General features: G+C 63.7%; 23 protein-coding genes. All 23 read right to left on the bottom strand.

The window, feature by feature from the left end; genetic code table 11:
• Positions 1 to 135: 135 nt before the first annotated feature.
• The 23 genes from C8J43_RS15825 to rplD all read right to left on the bottom strand — a co-directional run bounded on the left by C8J43_RS15825 (position 136) and on the right by rplD (position 14,025).
• A complete protein-coding gene (locus C8J43_RS15825; protein WP_056486867.1) occupies positions 136 to 1,482 on the bottom strand; it encodes a HAMP domain-containing sensor histidine kinase in 1,347 nt (448 codons plus the stop codon).
• Entirely contained in the window at positions 1,479 to 2,171 is a 693-nt protein-coding gene (locus C8J43_RS15820; RefSeq protein WP_133031707.1) for a response regulator transcription factor, read from the bottom strand. Before C8J43_RS15820 ends, C8J43_RS15825 begins: the two co-directional genes overlap by 4 nt.
• Before the next feature lie 397 nt (positions 2,172 to 2,568).
• Positions 2,569 to 3,219, bottom strand: coding sequence for an adenylate kinase (locus C8J43_RS15815; RefSeq protein WP_056050247.1), 651 nt, complete (start codon positions 3,217 to 3,219; stop codon positions 2,569 to 2,571).
• Between the two features lie 52 nt (positions 3,220 to 3,271).
• Complete coding sequence (gene secY / locus C8J43_RS15810) at positions 3,272 to 4,636, bottom strand: preprotein translocase subunit SecY (protein ID WP_055872627.1); 1,365 nt, start codon at positions 4,634 to 4,636, stop codon at positions 3,272 to 3,274.
• 393 nt (positions 4,637 to 5,029) lie between these two features.
• On the bottom strand, positions 5,030 to 5,572 hold the full coding sequence (gene rplO, locus C8J43_RS15805; protein WP_056047631.1) for a 50S ribosomal protein L15: 543 nt from the start codon (positions 5,570 to 5,572) through the stop codon (positions 5,030 to 5,032).
• A gap of 120 nt (positions 5,573 to 5,692) precedes the next feature.
• Positions 5,693 to 5,869, bottom strand: coding sequence for a 50S ribosomal protein L30 (rpmD, locus tag C8J43_RS15800; protein WP_055872633.1), 177 nt, complete (start codon positions 5,867 to 5,869; stop codon positions 5,693 to 5,695).
• 6 nt (positions 5,870 to 5,875) lie between these two features.
• Positions 5,876 to 6,670 carry a 30S ribosomal protein S5 gene (rpsE, locus tag C8J43_RS15795; RefSeq protein ID WP_060524133.1) on the bottom strand — a complete coding sequence of 265 codons (795 nt, stop codon included), beginning with the start codon at positions 6,668 to 6,670 and terminating at the stop codon, positions 5,876 to 5,878.
• Between the two features lie 3 nt (positions 6,671 to 6,673).
• Complete coding sequence (gene rplR, locus C8J43_RS15790) at positions 6,674 to 7,030, bottom strand: 50S ribosomal protein L18 (protein ID WP_031393749.1); 357 nt, start codon at positions 7,028 to 7,030, stop codon at positions 6,674 to 6,676.
• Positions 7,030 to 7,563 (bottom strand): 50S ribosomal protein L6, encoded by a 534-nt coding sequence (gene rplF / locus C8J43_RS15785; RefSeq protein ID WP_056047628.1) that lies wholly within the window; start codon positions 7,561 to 7,563, stop codon positions 7,030 to 7,032. Before rplF ends, rplR begins: the two co-directional genes overlap by 1 nt.
• Positions 7,563 to 7,958 carry a 30S ribosomal protein S8 gene (rpsH, locus tag C8J43_RS15780; RefSeq protein ID WP_031393751.1) on the bottom strand — a complete coding sequence of 132 codons (396 nt, stop codon included), beginning with the start codon at positions 7,956 to 7,958 and terminating at the stop codon, positions 7,563 to 7,565. The genes rplF and rpsH overlap by 1 nt, the downstream gene beginning before the upstream one ends.
• Positions 7,959 to 7,968: 10 nt before the next feature.
• Positions 7,969 to 8,274 carry a 30S ribosomal protein S14 gene (gene rpsN / locus C8J43_RS15775; protein WP_056015537.1) on the bottom strand — a complete coding sequence of 102 codons (306 nt, stop codon included), beginning with the start codon at positions 8,272 to 8,274 and terminating at the stop codon, positions 7,969 to 7,971.
• 65 nt (positions 8,275 to 8,339) lie between these two features.
• Positions 8,340 to 8,903, bottom strand: a complete 564-nt coding sequence (rplE, locus tag C8J43_RS15770; protein WP_082441396.1) for a 50S ribosomal protein L5 — start codon at positions 8,901 to 8,903, stop codon at positions 8,340 to 8,342.
• 52 nt (positions 8,904 to 8,955) lie between these two features.
• Positions 8,956 to 9,273: a 50S ribosomal protein L24 gene (gene rplX / locus C8J43_RS15765; RefSeq protein ID WP_056047623.1), complete on the bottom strand. Its 318-nt coding sequence runs from the start codon at positions 9,271 to 9,273 to the stop codon at positions 8,956 to 8,958.
• Entirely contained in the window at positions 9,273 to 9,641 is a 369-nt protein-coding gene (gene rplN / locus C8J43_RS15760) for a 50S ribosomal protein L14 (protein WP_031393755.1), read from the bottom strand. The genes rplX and rplN overlap by 1 nt, the downstream gene beginning before the upstream one ends.
• Positions 9,642 to 9,942: 301 nt before the next feature.
• Positions 9,943 to 10,215, bottom strand: coding sequence for a 30S ribosomal protein S17 (rpsQ, locus tag C8J43_RS15755; RefSeq protein ID WP_031393756.1), 273 nt, complete (start codon positions 10,213 to 10,215; stop codon positions 9,943 to 9,945).
• Positions 10,216 to 10,225: 10 nt separating this feature from the next.
• The gene (gene rpmC / locus C8J43_RS15750) at positions 10,226 to 10,432 is read right to left on the bottom strand and encodes a 50S ribosomal protein L29 (RefSeq protein WP_055872644.1); all 207 of its coding nucleotides are present in this window, start codon (positions 10,430 to 10,432) and stop codon (positions 10,226 to 10,228) included.
• Positions 10,433 to 10,436: 4 nt separating this feature from the next.
• Positions 10,437 to 10,871 carry a 50S ribosomal protein L16 gene (rplP, locus tag C8J43_RS15745; protein ID WP_031393758.1) on the bottom strand — a complete coding sequence of 145 codons (435 nt, stop codon included), beginning with the start codon at positions 10,869 to 10,871 and terminating at the stop codon, positions 10,437 to 10,439.
• Positions 10,872 to 10,886: 15 nt separating this feature from the next.
• Entirely contained in the window at positions 10,887 to 11,594 is a 708-nt protein-coding gene (gene rpsC, locus C8J43_RS15740) for a 30S ribosomal protein S3 (protein WP_055872646.1), read from the bottom strand.
• On the bottom strand, positions 11,594 to 11,971 hold the full coding sequence (rplV, locus tag C8J43_RS15735; RefSeq protein WP_056047621.1) for a 50S ribosomal protein L22: 378 nt from the start codon (positions 11,969 to 11,971) through the stop codon (positions 11,594 to 11,596). The genes rpsC and rplV overlap by 1 nt, the downstream gene beginning before the upstream one ends.
• Positions 11,971 to 12,246 (bottom strand): 30S ribosomal protein S19, encoded by a 276-nt coding sequence (gene rpsS / locus C8J43_RS15730; protein ID WP_031393761.1) that lies wholly within the window; start codon positions 12,244 to 12,246, stop codon positions 11,971 to 11,973. Before rpsS ends, rplV begins: the two co-directional genes overlap by 1 nt.
• A 1-nt stretch (position 12,247) precedes the next feature.
• On the bottom strand, positions 12,248 to 13,087 hold the full coding sequence (rplB, locus tag C8J43_RS15725) for a 50S ribosomal protein L2 (protein ID WP_055872649.1): 840 nt from the start codon (positions 13,085 to 13,087) through the stop codon (positions 12,248 to 12,250).
• Between the two features lie 4 nt (positions 13,088 to 13,091).
• Entirely contained in the window at positions 13,092 to 13,406 is a 315-nt protein-coding gene (locus C8J43_RS15720) for a 50S ribosomal protein L23 (protein WP_056047618.1), read from the bottom strand.
• On the bottom strand, positions 13,399 to 14,025 hold the full coding sequence (gene rplD, locus C8J43_RS15715) for a 50S ribosomal protein L4 (RefSeq protein WP_056047616.1): 627 nt from the start codon (positions 14,023 to 14,025) through the stop codon (positions 13,399 to 13,401). Before rplD ends, C8J43_RS15720 begins: the two co-directional genes overlap by 8 nt.
• Position 14,026 lies beyond the last annotated feature (1 nt).

The raw sequence follows: 14,026 nt of genomic DNA, 5'->3' as shown, positions 1-14,026 counted from the left end.
GGTTGCCACTGCTAATCCTCCCCCGCCAGGGGGAGGTGGCGCGTAGCGACGGAGGGGGAGGACACGCGACCGAGGTTACCTTTTCCTCCCCCTCCGTCTGGCAAGCGCCCGCCACCTCCCCCTTGCGGGGGAGGATCAGACTGGGAGGACTATGCGGGCGACGAGGCCGGGGGCGTTGTCAGCGAGTTCGAAATGGCCGTCGTGCAGCCGCGCGACGGCTTCGATCAGGGCCATGCCGAGGCCCGCACCGGGGGTGGACCGCGCACTGTCGAGGCGGCCGAAGCGCTTCAACGCCTGAGCGCGGTCGGAGGCGGCAATGCCGGGGCCGCGGTCCTCGACCTGGATCGCCACGCCGTCGGTGCGGTGGACGATCCGGAGCGTGACTTCGCCACCGCCGGCGCCGTGACGGAGCGCGTTGTCGATCAAGTTGGTGATCGCCTGGCTGATCAACTCGCGGTGGAGCTTCATCGGCGGCGGGCGGTCGTCGATCGCGATCGTGAAGACGAGGCCGGCATCCTCCGCCACCGGCGCGTAGAGTTCGCCGATCTCCTCGAGCAGGTTCGCGGGCGATACCTCAATGAAGCGATCGCGCGAGACCGAGCCCGAGCGGCTGATCTCGATCACCATCGTCAGCATGCGCATCACTAGGTCGGTTTCGACCAGGAGGCCGCCCAGCGCAGCTTCCCGAGCGTCGGGATCGGCGATGAGCACCGCCTGCTCGGTCTTCGTGCGCAGACGCGCTAGCGGCGAGCGGAGGTCGTGGGCGAGGCTGTCGGTGACGATCCGAAGTTCGGCCATCACCCCTTCGAGCTTGCCCAGCATGACGTTGAGGCGGGCGGCAAGGCGGTCGAACGCGTCACCCCCGCCCGCGATCATATCGACGCGGCGAGAGAGGTCGCCCTCGCCAGCCGCCTCGATGGCCTTGGCGATGCCGTCGAGCCTGCGGCTGACGTATCGCGTGAGGACCAGCCCGCCGACCACGCCGAGCGCGAGCGACAGGAACACGGCAACCGCGAGGGCACGTTCGATCGCGCGTTCCTCCGCGGCAATGAGGTCGAGATTGCGGCCGGTCAGCAGCCAGTAGCTGCCAAGCGGGTGGAGCGCGTATCCCGTCTCGCGTGCTGACCAGAGTTCGTCGGCGCCGAGTCGTGCGATGCGGAACTGCGTGATGCGAAGCGGGACTGCGAGCCGTTCGGGCGCGATGCCGACGACGGCCCTGCCCTTCGGGTCGACCACCGCGAGGACCAGCGAGACGTCGCCGGGGACGACTGCGCTGTCGATCGCCTGACGGATCGCGGGGAGGCCACCGTTCCGCCAGACCGCGCGCAGGGCTTCCGATTGTTCGGTGGTCTCGCGCCGGATCGCGTCGATCGCGTCCGCGCTGGTGGTCTTCCAGACGAAGCCGACCAGCGCGAGATTGGAGATCAGCGCCAGCGCGATCGAAAGCAGCGCGATTCGGGCTGTTACCGAAAGGCGAATCACCCTTCTACGGCGAGCCGGTAGCCTGCGCCGCGGACCGTGTGCAAGATCGGCGTCGGGAAACCTTCCTCCAGCTTGCGGCGGAGACGGCCGATATGGACGTCGACGACGTTGGAGCCCGGGTCGAAGTGATAGTTCCAGATCTTCTCGAGCATCATCGTGCGAGTGACGACCTGGCCCGCATGGCGGGCAAGAAATTCGAGCAGGTTGAATTCGCGTGCGCCGAGCGGGATCGACCGGCCAGCGCGCGAGACCGCGCGGGCGAGCAGGTCGATCTCAAGGTCGCCGACGGAGAGCTTAGTCTTTTGCGGCTCGGTCGCGGCGCGGTCGGAGCGGCGGAGCATGGCCTCAATTCGTGCGGAGAGTTCCGCGAACGAGAAGGGCTTGCAGAGATAGTCGTCGGCGCCGGCCTTGAGCCCATCGACGCGGTCGTCGACGGCGGCGAGCGCGGACAGGATCAGGACCGGCGTGATGATACCGGCGGCACGAATCGCGCTGACCATCGACAGGCCATCCAGGCCCGGCAGCATGCGGTCGGCGATGATGAGGTCGAAGATGCCTTCGCTTGCCAAGAACAGGCCGTCGCGGCCGTCTGCACACGCTTCGATTGCATGGCCGGCCTCAGCCAGACCCTTGGCAAGATAGGCGGATGTCGAGGCGTCGTCCTCGACGATCAGGATCTTGCGGCTCAACGCGGTATCACCTTCCCTGCCACCGATTTCGGTCACCATCTCCTGCCCTTATAAACGGAAAGGCCGGCGGAAAGAACCCTTCCCGCCGGCCCCCACGGTACCCCCGGGAGTGACGGGCACCGATCTCTGGAAACTCGCGTTGCCATTGCTGGCCCCGTGTTCGCTCTAGGATCGGGCAGGGGTCAGGGCGATGACCGAGGGGTGACAATTTCGTCATGTTGATGGTTGTTCGATAAAGCACTTCAAGACGCGGACACACGATCCCCCTCCCAGTCATCCCGGCGAACGCCGGGACCCATGGTTGCGGAGTGGGTAGTGGTCGCGCGCCATCACATGGTCCGCCGTATCCGTGGGTCCCGGCGTTCGCCGGGATGACGGAGAGGGGGGCGGAACGCCCTTACTTCTTGTCTAGAATCGCAGCGATCGCAGCGCCCACGTGCGCGATGTCGGCCATCCCGTCGACGCGGTGGACCAAGCCTCGGGCGTCGTAGATCGGCAGGATCGGTGCCGTCTTCGCGCGGTATTCGGCCATGCGGTTGTGGACCGTCTCGGCATTGTCGTCCGGACGGCGCTTGAACTCGGTCGAGCCGCAGACGTCGCAGACGCCGGCAACGACCGGCTTCTTGTAGCGATCGTGATAGCCCGTGCCGCACTTGGCGCAGGTGTAGCGGCCGACGACGCGGTCGATCAATGCGGCCTCGTCGACGCCCAGTTCGATGACGTAGTCGAGCGTGCGACCGCGATCGGCGAGAAGACCGTCGAGCGCTTCGGCCTGCGCGGCCGTGCGCGGATAGCCGTCGAAGATGACGCCGTTCGCGGTGTCCGGCTGGTCGAGACGCTCGCCGATGATGCCTGAGACGATCTCGTCCGAAACGAGACCACCGGACTCCATCACGGACTTCGCCTGAAGGCCGACCGGGGTTCCGGCGGCGACCGCTGCGCGCAGCATGTCGCCGGTCGAAAGCTGCACCATGCCGCGCTCGCTGACGAGCGTGGCGGCTTGGGTGCCCTTGCCCGCGCCGGGCGGTCCAAGAAGGATGATATTCACGAAACGCACTCCCCTCGTTCGTGCAGGATTTTTACCGCGTTAGACGCGCGGCTTAGCGAAGTCGATTGCCCTTGAGCTTCGCCTTCTTGATCAGGTCGCCATACTGGTGCGCCAGCAGGTGCGACTGGATCTGCGTCACCGTGTCCATCGTCACGTTGACGACGATCAGCAGGCTGGTGCCACCGAGATAGAACGGGATCTGCAACGCGGTCACCAGATATTCCGGCAACAGGCAGATGATCGTCAGATACGCCGCACCGATCACGGTGATGCGCGTCAGCACGTAATCGAAGTAGTTCTCGGTGTTCTTGCCCGGGCGGATGCCGGGGATGAACCCGCCGTTGCGCTTCAGATTGTCGGCGGTTTCCTCGGGGTTGAAGACGACCGCGGTGTAGAAGAACGAGAAGAAGATGATGCCGGCGCCGTACAGCAGCATGTACACAGGGCTGCCGTGTTGCAGATACTGGTTGAGGGTGATGATGAAGTCACCCCACTTCGATTCACCAGCGACGCGCTGGCCGGCGAACTGCGAAATCGTCAGCGGCATCAGCAACAGCGACGACGCGAAGATCGGCGGGATCACGCCGGCAGTGTTGATCTTCAGCGGGAGATGGCTGCGATCGGCCTGCATGCCGCGCTGCGTCTGGCGCTTGGGATACTGGATCAGGATGCGGCGTTGCGCGCGCTCCATGAAGCAGATGAACAGGATCAGCACGACCACCGCGACGACGATGCCGATCAGCTTGATCGGATCGAGCGAGCCGGAGCGGCCGCCTTCGAGCAGGTTGACCAGCGTAACGGGCAGATGCGCGACGATGCCGGCCATGATGATCAACGAGACTCCGTTGCCGATGCCGCGGCTGGTGATCTGCTCGCCGAGCCACATCAGGAACATCGTACCGCCGATCAGCGAGATGACCGCCGCGACGCGGAACATCATGCCGGGCTCGATGACCGCCTGGATGCCCTGTGCCGCGCCGAGCGTCTCAAGGCCGACGGCGATGAAATAGCCCTGCACCGCGGTCAGGCCGACGGTGCCGTAGCGCGTGTACTGGTTGAGGCGCTTGCGGCCCGATTCGCCGTCCTTCTTGATGGCGGCGAGCGTCGGCGACAGCGAAGTCGCGAGCTGCACCACGATCGAGGCGGTGATGTAGGGCATCACGCCGAGCGCGATCAGCGACATGCGGCTGAGCGAACCACCCGAGAAGGTGTTGAAGAAATCGAGCACGCCGCCCTGCGTCTGCTGCGAGAGCAGGCCGAGCGCGGTCGGGTCGACACCCGGCAGCGGGACATAGCTGAGCAGGCGGAAAATGATCAGCGCACCGATCGTGAACCACAACCGCTTCTTGAGGTCGGTCGCCTTCGCGAATTTCGAAAGGCTGATGCTTTGCGCCATCTGGTCGGCTGCGGATGCCATGCGTGTGATCGTCCTGGAAACAAAGAAGGCGGGATGCGTTGTGACCGCCCCCGCCGCTCATATAGGCGCACGGGCGCGCTTGTCTAATGGCTAGGTGGCATATGGACGAGTGGGGGAACCATCTCGTCCATCGATTTACCCTGCCACACGGGTTACCCCGGACCAAGAAACCCCATCCCGTTCGTCCCGAGTAGACGTCGAGCTTGTCGAGACGGCGTATCGAAGGACTGCCCGCTTGGGTCTTGTACCTCGATACGAGTTCTCGACTGCGCTCGACCTCTACTCGGCACGAACGGGATGGGGAGAGATGGTGAAGGGTGCCGCGGCGGAGCGTCTCAGGCGCCACAAACGAAAAGGGAGGAGGCGCATTCGGCGCCCCCTCCCCCATCAAGGTCAGGCCTTGAACGACGCCTTGTGCGCCGCACGCTCCTTGTACTTCACGCCCTTCTTGGCGGCAGCCTTCTCGGCTGCGGGGACGAAGTGGATCACCTCGACCTTGCCGCCGATCTTCTCGACCGCTTCGATCGCGCCCTTCGACGCGCCGTCGACGGTGAACGAGAGGACCGTGGTCAGCTCGCCCTTGGCGAGGAGGCGGACGCCGTCCTTGCCGCCGCGTGCCAGGCCAGCGGCCTTCAGCGCGTCGTGGTCGAGCGTGGCGTTAGCCTCGATCTTGCCGGCGTCGACCGCGAGCTGGATCGCGCCGAGGTTGACCTCTGCGAAGTCCTTGCGGAAGATGTTGTTGAAGCCGCGCTTAGGCAGACGCATGTGCAACGGCATCTGGCCGCCTTCGAAGCCGGCGATGGACACGCCCTCGCGGCTCTTCTGGCCCTTCTGGCCGCGGCCTGCGGTCTTGCCCTTGCCCGAGCCGATGCCGCGTCCGACGCGCATCTTGGACTTACGGGCACCTTCGTTATCGCGGAGTTCGTTGAGCTTCATGGTAATGCACTCGCTTTCGCTTGTTACGCGCTGGTTTGAAATCGCCGGGTTCGAATCCGGAAATAAGAAAGGGGGCCGTTAGCCCCCTTCCCGGTATTTGTCACTAGGTAGCGTGAAGGCTCAGCCTTCTACCGACACCATGTGCTGCACTTTGCGGATCATGCCGCGGACCTCTGGGCTGTCTTCCAGCTCGCGGGTCTTGTGCATCTTGTTGAGACCGAGACCGATCAGCGTTGCGCGCTGGTCCTTCTCGCGGCGGATCGGCGAACCGGTCTGCGTGATCTTGATGGTTGCCATGATCGCTTACTCCGTGATCGCAGCTGCATCGGCCTCGGCGGTCTTCGAACCACCATGGCCGAGCAGGTCGGCGATCTTCTTGCCGCGACGCTGTGCGACGGCCTTGGGCGAGGTCTGCTCGCCAAGGGCCTCGAACGTGGCGCGGATCATGTTGTAGGGGTTCGACGTGCCGACCGACTTGGTCACAACGTCCGCAACGCCCAGCGATTCGAAGACTGCGCGCATCGGGCCACCGGCGATGATGCCCGTACCCTGAGGCGCCGACCGCAGCGTGACCTTGCCGGCACCGAAGTGACCGTTGCCGTCATGATGCAGCGTGCGACCGTCCTTCAACGGAACGCGAACCATCTTCTTCTTGGCAGCAGCCGTCGCCTTCGAGATGGCTTCCGGCACTTCGCGTGCCTTGCCATGGCCGAAGCCTGCACGACCCTTGCCGTCGCCGACGACGACCAGCGCTGCGAAGCCGAAGCGCTTACCGCCCTTGACCGTCTTCGAGACGCGGTTGATGTGCACCAGCTTTTCGATCAGCTCTTCGCCGCCATCGTCCGCACCAGGACGACCGCCACGATTGTCGCGACCGCGACCGCCGTCGCGACCACCGCGGTTGCCGCCTGGGCCACCGCTGCGGTTGCCACCGGGGCCACCACGACCACCGCCGCCGCCGCCACCGGGACCGCCGCGACCGCGACCGCCACCGTTGTTGCCCTGGTAGCCAGTGCTCTGCGGGACATTCTGAGCCGTGACGTCCTGTGCGGTCGTCTCGGGAGCGATTACTGCCGGCGTGTTGTTTTCGTCAGCCATGTCTTAGAACTCCAATCCGGCTTCGCGCGCGGCATCGGCAAGAGCCTTCACGCGACCGTGGTAGAGGAAGCCGCCGCGATCGAACACGACCTGGGTCACGCCCGCTGCCTTGGCAGCCTCGGCGACGCGCTTGCCGACCGAAGTCGCCGCGTCGATGTTGGCGCCGGACGTGCCGCGCACGTCCTTCTCCAGCGTCGAGGCCGATGCGACCGTCGTGCCGGCGGCATCGTCGATCACCTGGGCATAGATGTGCTTGCCCGAGCGATGCACCGACAACCGCGGACGGGTGCCTGCACGTGCGCGGAGCGCGGTACGGTTGCGGCGACGCCGCTTGGCGAAAAGAGAAAGTCCCTTGGTCATTACTTCTTCTTCCCTTCCTTGCGGAAGATGAACTCGCCGTCGTACTTGATACCCTTGCCCTTGTAAGGCTCGGGCTTGCGCCACTGACGAATTTCCGCGGCCAGCTGACCGACCATCTGCTTGTCCGAACCCGAGATCTCGATCGTCGTGTTGTCGGGGGTCTTGACTTCGATCCCCTCCGGCACGTCGATGTTGACGTCGTGGCTGTAGCCGAGCTGCAGCTTGAGGTTGCGACCCTGCGCGGCGGCACGATAGCCGACACCGGTGATCAGCAGCTTCTTGGTGAAGCCTTCCGACACGCCGGTGACCAGGTTCTGCACCATGGTCCGCTGCATGCCCCAGAACGCGCGAGCACGCTTGGTGTCGTTGGCCGGCTGCACCGAAATGCCGCCGTCTTCGATCGTGTAGCTGATCTCGTCGCGAAGCGGCATCTTGAGGGTACCCTTGGGGCCCTTCATCGTCAGCTGCTTGTTCTCGATGGTCGGCGTGATGCCTGCCGGTACGGTGACCGGCTTCTTACCAATGCGGCTCATCAGAACACCTCCGCGAGGACTTCGCCGCCGACGTTCTGCTCGCGCGCTTCGGAATCCGAAAGCACGCCGCGGGGCGTCGAGACGATGGTGATGCCGAGGCCGTTACGGACGCGCGGGAGTTCCTGCGAGCCGGAATAGACGCGACGGCCGGGCTTCGAGACGCGCGCAACGTGCTTAATCGCAGGCTGGCCCTCGAAATACTTCAGCTCGATGCGAAGGCCGGCCGCGGGGCCCATCTGCTCTTCGCTGTAGCCACGGATATAGCCTTCGCGCTGCAGAACGTCGAGCACGCGGACGCGCAGCTTCGACGCCGGCGTGAGGACGGAGTCCTTCTTCGCGCGCTGGCCATTACGGATACGGGTGAGCAAATCACCCAGGGGATCGGTCACTGCCATGATTTAGTCCTTACCAGCTCGACTTCGTGACGCCGGGGATGAGGCCCTTGTTGGCCAGATCACGCAGCTGAATACGGCAGAGCCGGAACTTGCGGTAATAGGCGCGCGGGCGACCGGTCAGCTCGCACCGGTTACGGATGCGGGTCGGGTTCGCGTTGCGCGGCAGTGCCGCCATCTTGAGGCGAGCGATCAGACGCTCACCGTCGTCGAGCGTCTTGTCCGCTGCGATTGCCTTCAGTGCCGCGTACTTCGGGGCATACTGCTTGACCATGCGCTTGCGGCGCTCGTTCTTGTTGACTGAACTCAGTTTCGCCATCGACTTAAGTTCTTTCTTTCCTGAAGCGCCGCCCGTGACACGAGGTCAGGGGCGGCGGTTGGTAGTTAAGCTGCCTTCTTCTCGTCAGCAGCGTCGTCTTCGATCGGGAACGGGAAACCGAACAGACGGAGAAGCTCGCGAGCCTCGTCGTCGGTCTTTGCGGTCGTCGTTACGATCACATCCATGCCGCGGACCTTGTCGACCCGGTCATAGCTGATTTCTGGGAACACGATCTGCTCCTTGATACCGCAGGCATAGTTGCCACGGCCATCGAAGCTCTTCGGGTTGAGGCCGCGGAAATCGCGGACGCGGGGAAGAGCGATCGTGATGAAACGGTCGAGGAACTCGTACATGCGCTCGCGGCGAAGGGTGACCTTCACGCCGATCGGCATGCCTTCACGCAGCTTGAACTGCGCGATCGACTTCTTGGCCTTCGTCACGACAGGCTTCTGGCCGGCGATCAGCTCCATTTCGGAAGCAGCCTGGTCGACCTTCTTCTTGTCCTGCGTGGCTTCGCCGACGCCCATGTTCAGCACGATCTTGTCGAGCCGCGGGATCTCCATGACGTTCTTGTAACCGAACTTCTCGGTCATCGCCTTGATGATCGTCTCGTCGTACAGCTTGCGCATGCGCGCGACGTAGACGGCCTCGGTGCCGGTGTTCTCAGCGCCAGTGTTCTGATCAACCATTGATCTTCTCCCCGGTCTTGACGGCGACGCGGACCTTCTTGCCGTCCTGCTCCTCGAAGCGGACGCGGGTCGGCTTGCCGTCGGCGGTCACGTGCGCGACCTTCGAAACGTGCATCGGTGCTTCCTTGCGGATCAGGCCACCCTGCGGGTCACCCTGAGTCGGCTTGGTGTGGCGCACGGCGATGTTGACGCCCGATACGACGACCTTGTCGGTCTTCGGCATGGAGACGGTGACTTCACCGGTCTTGCCCTTGTCCTTGCCGGACAGGACGATGACCTTGTCACCCTTCTTGATACGCTGCGACGCCATTACAGCACCTCCGGCGCAAGGCTGATGATCTTCATGTGCTTCTTGCCGCGCAGCTCGCGAACGACTGGGCCGAAGATACGGGTGCCGATCGGCTCCTCGTTCTTGTTGACCAGCACCGCGGCGTTGCCGTCGAAGCGGATGACCGTACCGTCTGCACGGCGGATATCCTTGGCGGTACGTACGATCACCGCGCGGTGAACGTCGCCCTTCTTCACACGGCCACGTGGCTGCGCTTCCTTGATGCTGACGACGATGATGTCGCCAACGCCTGCAACCCGACGCTTGGAACCCCCAAGCACCTTGATGCACTGCACCCGCTTCGCGCCGCTGTTGTCAGCGACGTCGAGATTGGACTGCATCTGGATCATGGATCCGTATCCCTTCTCTGTCTCTGGGGTCGATACCGACCGAACCCCGCCTAAAAAATCACCCCGCCACGGACGAACCGCAGCGGGGAGGAGCGGCCGCTTAGCCGTTCCATCGATGGAACACAAGGTTCCAATGTAAACCGTCATCCCAGCGAAAGCTGGGATCCAGAGTTATGAAGCGTTACGCTCCTGGCTCTGGATCCTGACTTTCGTCAGGATGACGGGAACCGGTTCGAGCCGATCACCCCTTTCCACGAGATCCCAGCTTTCGCTGGGATGACGGGGTTTGGAGCGTACCAGTTCAGCCCTCGGCCGAAGCCCGCTCCGGCGTCGCGTGGGTGTTGACCCGCTCGATCACCTTCCAGGTCTTCAGCTTGGAGATTGGTGCGGTCTCTTCGATCCGCACGGTCTCGCCCTGCTTGAACTCGTTGCTCTCGTCATGAGCATGATACTTCTTCGAGCGACGGATGATCTTCCCGTAGAGCGGGTGCTTCACCTTACGCTCGACGTTCACGACCACCGTCTTGTCGCCCTTGTCGGACACGACCAGACCGGTCAGCACGCGCTTCGGCATGATACGTTCCTTACTTCGCGGCTTCAGCGCTGGTGCGCTGAGCCTGCAGGGTCTTGATGCGAGCGATGTCGCGGCGGACCTCACGAACGCGGCTCGGCTTTTCGAGCTGGTTCGTGGCGGCCTGGAAGCGCAGGTTGAACTGCTCGCGCTTCAGTTCGCCGAGCGACTCCGACAGCTGGTCGTCGCTCTTGGTCTTCATGTCGTCGATACGAGCCATGATCTTACTCGCCTCCCAGATGCGAGGTGTCGCCCAGGCGGGCAACGACCTTTACCTTGATCGGCAGCTTCATGGCCGCCCGCTCGAACGCCTCGGCGGCAATCTTGCCGTCGACGCCGTCGAGCTCGAACAGGATCCGACCCGGCTTGACGCGAGCGGCCCAGTATTCCGGCGCGCCCTTGCCCTTACCCATGCGGACTTCGGCTGGCTTTCCCGAGACCGGAAGGTCTGGGAAAATGCGGATCCACAAACGCCCCTGGCGCTTCATGTGACGCGTGATCGCGCGGCGGGCCGCCTCGATCTGGCGTGCAGTGATCCGGTCGGGTTCCATTGCCTTCAGGCCGTAGGAGCCGAAATTGAGCGAGAAGCCACTCTTGGCGTCGCCCGAAATCTTGCCCTTGAAGGCCTTCCGGAACTTGGTCTTTTTTGGTTGCAGCATGTCTGTTCCTGCCCCTTAGCGACGATCGTCGCGCTGCGGCCGCACGCCGGAGGTCTGAGCCTCCATCATGATGCGGTCGTACGACGTCGGATCGTTGCCGAGAATCTCGCCCTTGAAGACCCAGACCTTCACGCCGCAAACGCCGTAAGACGTGTGCGCCGTAGCCTCGGCATAATCGATGTTCGCGCGCAGCGTGTGCAACGGAACCCGACCCTCACGATAGCTCTCCGACCGTGCGATCTCGGCGCCGCCAAGACGACCACCGCAGTTCACCCGGATGCCCTCGGCACCGAGACGCATCGCCGACTGGACCGCACGCTTCATGGCGCGACGGAAGGCGATACGACGCTCGAGCTGATCGGCGATGCCCTGCGCGACGAGACGCGCATCGACTTCCGGCTTGCGAATCTCGACGATGTTCAGCGACACGGTCGACGACGTCATCTTGCCGATGGTCGAACGCAGCTTCTCAATGTCCGCACCCTTCTTGCCGATGATCACGCCGGGGCGTGCAGCGAAGATGGAGATGCGGGCCAGCTTGGCCGGACGCTCGATGACCACCTTGGAGATCGCGGCCTGTGGCAGCGTCTTCATGATGAATGCGCGGATCTTGAGATCCTCGAGCAGGAGCCGACCATAGTCGGCGCCTTCGGCGTACCAGCGGCTATCCCAGGTACGGTTGATCTGCAGACGCAGACCGATGGGGTTGCTCTTCTGACCCATTATGCTTCTTCCTGCTCGCGCACGACGATGCGCAGACGGCTGAATGGCTTGAGGATGCGGGTCGACTTGCCGCGGCCGCGGGTAGCGAAGCGCTTCATCGTGATCGACTTGCCGACCGAAGCCTCGGCGACGACGAGTGCGTCGACGTCGAGGTTATGGTTGTTCTCGGCGTTGGCGATGGCCGAGGCCAGCACCTTGCGCGCTTCGATCGCCATGCCCTTGGTCGAGAAGGCGAGGATGTTCATCGCATCGCCGACCTTCTTGCCACGGATCAGCGCAGCCACGAGGCCGAGCTTCTGCGCGGAACCACGGATCTGCGTACCGACCGAAAGCGCCTCGTTGTCCGCGACCTTGCGCGGGCTGACTTGCTTAGACATCAGCGCTTGCCCTTCTTGTCGGCGGAGTGGCCGGGGAAGTAGCGCGTGGGCGCGAACTCACCGAGCTTCATGCCGACCATGTCTTCGTTGACCGAGACGGGCACGAACTTGCGGCCGTTATAGACGTTGAACGTGAGACCCACGAACGACGGCAGGATAGTCGAGCGACGCGACCAGGTCTTGATCGGCGAACGCGCGTTGGTGTCCTGGGCGGTTTCTGCCTTCTTGAGCAGATGAAGGTCCACGAAGGGGCCCTTCCAGACTGAACGAGCCATGTTAGCCCTTCCTCTTCGTCGAATGACGCGACCGGATGATCATCTTGTCGGTCGACTTGTTATGACGCGTGCGCGCACCCTTCGTCGGCTTGCCCCAAGGCGTAACCGGATGACGGCCACCCGAGGTACGGCCTTCACCACCGCCGTGCGGATGGTCGACCGGGTTCTTGGCGACGCCGCGCGTCAGAGGACGGATACCCATCCAGCGCGAACGGCCTGCCTTGCCCAGGTTCTGGTTCTGGTTGTCGGGGTTCGAGACCGCGCCAACCGTCGCCATGCAATCGCTGCGGATGTAGCGCTGCTCGCCCGAGTTCAGGCGGACCATCACCATGCCCTTGTCGCGACCGACGACCTGCACGTACGTGCCGGCCGAACGAGCGATCTGGCCACCCTTCATCGGCTTCATCTCCACGTTGTGGACGATGGTGCCGACCGGCATCTGACCGAGTTCCATGGCATTGCCTGGCTTCACGTCGGTCTTCTTGGCCGCGAGGACCTTGTCGCCGACGGCCAGACGCTGTGGCGCCAGGATGTAGGCGAGCTCTTCGTCCGGGTACTTGACCAGGGCGATGAACGCGGTGCGGTTGGGATCATACTCGATCCGCTCGACAGTGCCTTCGACGTCCCACTTGCGACGCTTGAAGTCGATGTAGCGGTACTTCTGCTTGTGACCGCCGGCGATGCCGCGCGAGGTCACATGGCCCTTGTTGTTACGACCGCCGGTCTTGTGCTTACCTTCGGTCAGCGCCTTGACGGGGCGACCCTTCCAGAGCGACGACTTGTCGACCAGGATGAGACCGCGGCGTGCCGGCGATGTCGGATTATAATGCTTGAGTGCCATGGCCTCAGATCCCCGTCGTCACGTCGATGGACTGACCGTCCTTCAACGTCACGATTGCCTTTTTCATGTCCGAGCGCGAGTAGTTCGTGCCCTTCCACTTCTTGGTCTTGCCCTTCTGGACGAGCGTGTTCACGCCGACGACGTTCACGTCGAACAGCGCCTCGACGGCCGCCTTGATCTCGGGCTTCGTGGCATCGTTCGATACCTTGAACACAACCGCGTTGAACTCCGACAGGGTCGTCGTCTTCTCGGTGATGTGCGGGGCCAGGATAACGTCGTAATGACGATTATCGATGCCCGCCTTCTGCTTCTTAGCCATGGAAGCGCGCCTCCAGCTTTTCGACAGCGGCGCGCGTCAGCACCAGCGTGTCATGCTTCAGGATGTCGTAAACGTTCGCGCCGGCAGCCGGCATCACGTTCACTTCGTACAGGTTGCCCGCAGCGAATGCGAAGCTGGTGTCGACCATGTCGCCGTCGATGACGAGCGCACGCTTGCCGAAGCCGAGCTTTGCGAGATCGCCCTGCAGCGTCTTGGTCTTGCCACCCTCGACAGCCAGGCTGTCCATGATGACCAGCGAACCCGCCTTGGCGTGGCTGCTGAGAGCCATCCGCAGGCCGAGCGAGCGAACCTTCTTGTTCAGCGACGGGTTGAAGTCACGGACGCGTGCGCCGTGAGCCTTACCACCACCGATGAACACAGGTGCGCGACGATCGCCGTGACGAGCCGTACCGCCGCCCTTCTGGCGACCGAACTTCTTGCCGGTGCGAGCGACGTCTGCGCGCTCACGGGTGCCACGAGCCGTCTCACGACGCTTCTCGAGCTGCCAGGTGACGACACGGTGCAGGATGTCGGCGCGCGGATCGAGACCGAAGACCTCGTCGTTGAGCTCGATGTCCGCTGCGTCAGTGCCGGCGAAAGATGAAACCTTGATCTTCACG

Source organism: Sphingomonas sp. PP-CE-1G-424, assembly GCF_004341085.1.
In the GTDB taxonomy this organism is placed as follows: Bacteria; Pseudomonadota; Alphaproteobacteria; order Sphingomonadales; family Sphingomonadaceae; genus Sphingomonas.
Note: the sequence above shows the minus strand (reverse complement) of the source record. Positions and strands in the feature narration are given on the sequence as shown.